Annotated in this window: 3 protein-coding genes; all 3 read left to right on the plus strand. The window is 71.5% G+C overall.

Going from position 1 to position 2,897, the window contains the following annotated elements:
• The coding region (locus tag AOJ26_RS40575) for an MEDS domain-containing protein (protein WP_234358805.1) at window positions 1–824 on the plus strand (824 nt) is incomplete at its 5' end.
• Window positions 825–986: 162 nt separating this feature from the next.
• The gene (locus AOJ26_RS40580) at window positions 987–1,394 is read left to right on the plus strand and encodes an ATP-binding protein (RefSeq protein WP_053853334.1); all 408 of its coding nucleotides are present in this window, start codon (window positions 987–989) and stop codon (window positions 1,392–1,394) included.
• A gap of 57 nt (window positions 1,395–1,451) precedes the next feature.
• The gene (locus AOJ26_RS40585) at window positions 1,452–2,768 is read left to right on the plus strand and encodes an Nramp family divalent metal transporter (RefSeq protein WP_053853335.1); all 1,317 of its coding nucleotides are present in this window, start codon (window positions 1,452–1,454) and stop codon (window positions 2,766–2,768) included.
• Window positions 2,769–2,897 lie beyond the last annotated feature (129 nt).

Below are 2,897 nucleotides of genomic sequence, written 5' to 3' on the forward strand. Positions count from 1 at the left end.
CTTCCTCACCGAGGCCCTCGGCGCCCCAGGGTGACGTACCCCCGCCCGCGGCCGTCGCCTCCCCGCACAACCTCGCCCTCCTGCGGGACGCCCTCGGCGCGGACGCCGAGCACGTCACCCTCATCGACCACACCGACTGGTACACCGGCTCCGCCGCGAACGCGGTCGCCCAGGGCGCCGGCTACCTCGCGGCCCACGCCGGCCCCGGCGGCCGCATCCACCTCCTCATGGAGCCCGTCTGGAACGGCAGGGCCGGCAGCTCCCCGCGCGAGACCACCGAGTGGATCCGCTACGAGGCCCTCGCCAACCTCCTCTTCGCGCCGCTCGCCACCACCGCCCTGTGCGCCTACGACCTGCGCACCGCGGGCCCCGCGATCGTCGACGCCGCCCGCCGGGCCCACCCCGGCACCGGCGTCTACGAGGACCCCGTACGCCTCGCCGCCGAACTGGACTCCGTACCCCTCGCACCGCCCCCGCCGGACGCCGAACTCCTCACCGGCCTGGCCGCGGACGCCGTACGGCCGAAGGCGCAGGCGCGGGGTCTGGCGGCCGCCGACGCGGAGCTGTTCGCGACCGCCGTGGCCGAGGCGGCGGAGGCCGTGGGGCAGCGGGCCGGCACCGCGCTGCTGTGGGGGCGGGACGCGCACTGCGTCTGCGAACTGCGCGCGGAGCGCCGGGTGGACGACCCCCTCGCCGGGTTTGTCCCGCCGGACACCACCGACCTGGCCCCCGGCCAGGGACTCTGGTACGCGCGCCAGGTGTGTGCGTACGTCGACGTACGCGACGACCGGGACGGGGCGACCGTACGACTGCAGTACGCGTAGCCGTACGGGTGTGGTGCAGGTATGGAATCAGGTAGTACTCCCCGTGTGCGCCGACCCCGCGGGGGACACCCTGAGAACATGCTGCAACTCTCCGGGGACCGCCTCCCGGACCCCGACCCTCGATATGCCGCCTATCCCCAACCGCCCCTGGGAGCAGGTCACTTGAGTGTCGAGTACGACCCCCGCCCGTCCGCCGTGCGCGAGGCCCGCGCCGAGGTGCGCAAGCAGTTGGAGGGGTGGGGGCTCGCGGAGCGGGACGACCTGGTGGACACCGCCGAACTCCTCGTGAGCGAACTGGCCACCAACGCCCTGCTGCACTCGGCGAGCCGCTTCACGCTCACCCTGTCCGCCGCGCACGGCGTGCTGCGCTGCGAGGTCGCCGACTCCGGCCGCCGCACCCCGCAGGTGCTGGACGCCGGGGTCTCGGAGAGCGGCCGCGGGATGTTCCTGGTGGCGGCGCTCGCCCTGCGCTGGGGCTGTCACCAGGACGGCACCGGGAAGACCGTCTGGTTCGAACTGGGCACCTGCGGGGCCGACGGCTGCGGGGGAGGCCTCCCCGGTGACCCCTGACTTCCTTCACGGCACGCCCTCTTGCCGGGCCGCGGCCTTTGAGGTTTCTTGACCTTCATGGCGGACACCACGGACAACACAGTGACCGGTGAGGCGAACCCCGTACCCCGCAAGTCCAGTTGGCGCTACATCGGCCCGGGGATCGTCGTCGCCGCGACCGGCGTCGGCGCCGGTGACCTGGTCGCCACGCTCATCGCGGGCAGCAACTTCGGCTACACCCTGCTGTGGGCCGCGGTGATCGGCTGCCTCGTCAAGATCTCCCTCGCGGAGGCCGCGGGCCGCTGGCACCTGTCCACCGGCAGCACCCTGTTCGACGGCTGGGCGAGCCTGGGCCGCTGGACCACCTGGTTCTTCGCCGTCTACGTGGTGATCTGGGGCTTCGTGTACGGGGCGGCGGCGATGTCGTCGAGCGCGCTCCCGCTCCAGGCCCTGTTCCCCGACGTGATGGACCTCGAATGGTGGGCCATCGCCTGCGGTCTTGTCGGCCTGGTCTTCGTCTGGTTCAACAAGTACGCGGTCTTCGAGAAGGTCATGACGCTCCTGGTCGGCGTCATGTTCGTGGTGACGGTGTACCTGGCGATCCGGGTCACCCCGAACCTGGGCGACGCCTTCGCGGGCCTGCTGCCGGTCCTGCCCGACGAGAAGGACTCCGTCCTCAACACCCTCGGCCTGATCGGCGGCGTCGGCGGCACGATCACCCTCGCCGCGTACGGCTACTGGGTCAACGCCAAGGGCTGGACCGACACCGGCTGGATGAAGGTGATGCGGCTCGACAACCGGGTCGCCTACATCACCACCGGCATCTTCGTCGTCGCCATGCTCTTCGTCGGCGCGGAACTGCTGCACAGCGCCAACGTGGCGATCGCGAGCGGCGACAAGGGCCTCGTCCAGCTCAGCGACATCCTGGCGGACGAGTACGGCTCGGCGACCGCGAAGTTCTTCCTGATCGGGTTCTTCGCCACCTCCTTCACCTCGCTGATCGGCGTCTGGCACGGGGTGAGCCTGATGTTCGCGGACTTCGTGGCGCGCTACCGCGGCGACGAGGGCGCGGCGGGCTCCGGGCAGAAGGTCGCGTCCGGTTCGCGCGAGCGCTCCTGGCCCTTCCGGGTGTACCTGCTCTGGCTGACCTTCCCGCCGATGGTCCTGCTCTTCCAGGGCCAGCCCTTCCGCCTGGTCATCATCTACGGCGTCCTCGGCGCCGCCTTCCTCCCCTTCCTGGCCGGCACCCTGATGTGGCTGCTGAACACCTCCCGCACCCCCAGGGAGTGGCGCAACGGCCCGCTGAGCAACGCGATGCTGGCGATCGCGGGCCTGCTGTTCCTCATCCTGTGCGTGAAGCAGATCTGGGACCAGCCGTGGTCGGAGTTCTTCTAGCCGGTGCCGGCCCGGACCCGGTCCCGAACCGGCGGATATCCTCTGCACCGGACCACACCACCACCCAGGGGCCACCACGATGACCACCCAGCCACCGCCCTACGGCAACCAGCCCCACCCGTACGGCAC

This window comes from Streptomyces sp. NRRL B-24085 (assembly GCF_001282115.1).
Lineage (GTDB): Bacteria > Actinomycetota > Actinomycetes > Streptomycetales > Streptomycetaceae > Streptomyces.

What these genes read in the sequence shown, in the direction of transcription:
- AOJ26_RS40585 (WP_053853335.1), top strand. Translation starts at nt 1,452, where the DNA reads ATGGCGGACACCACGGACAACACAGTGACCGGTGAGGCGAACCCCGTA.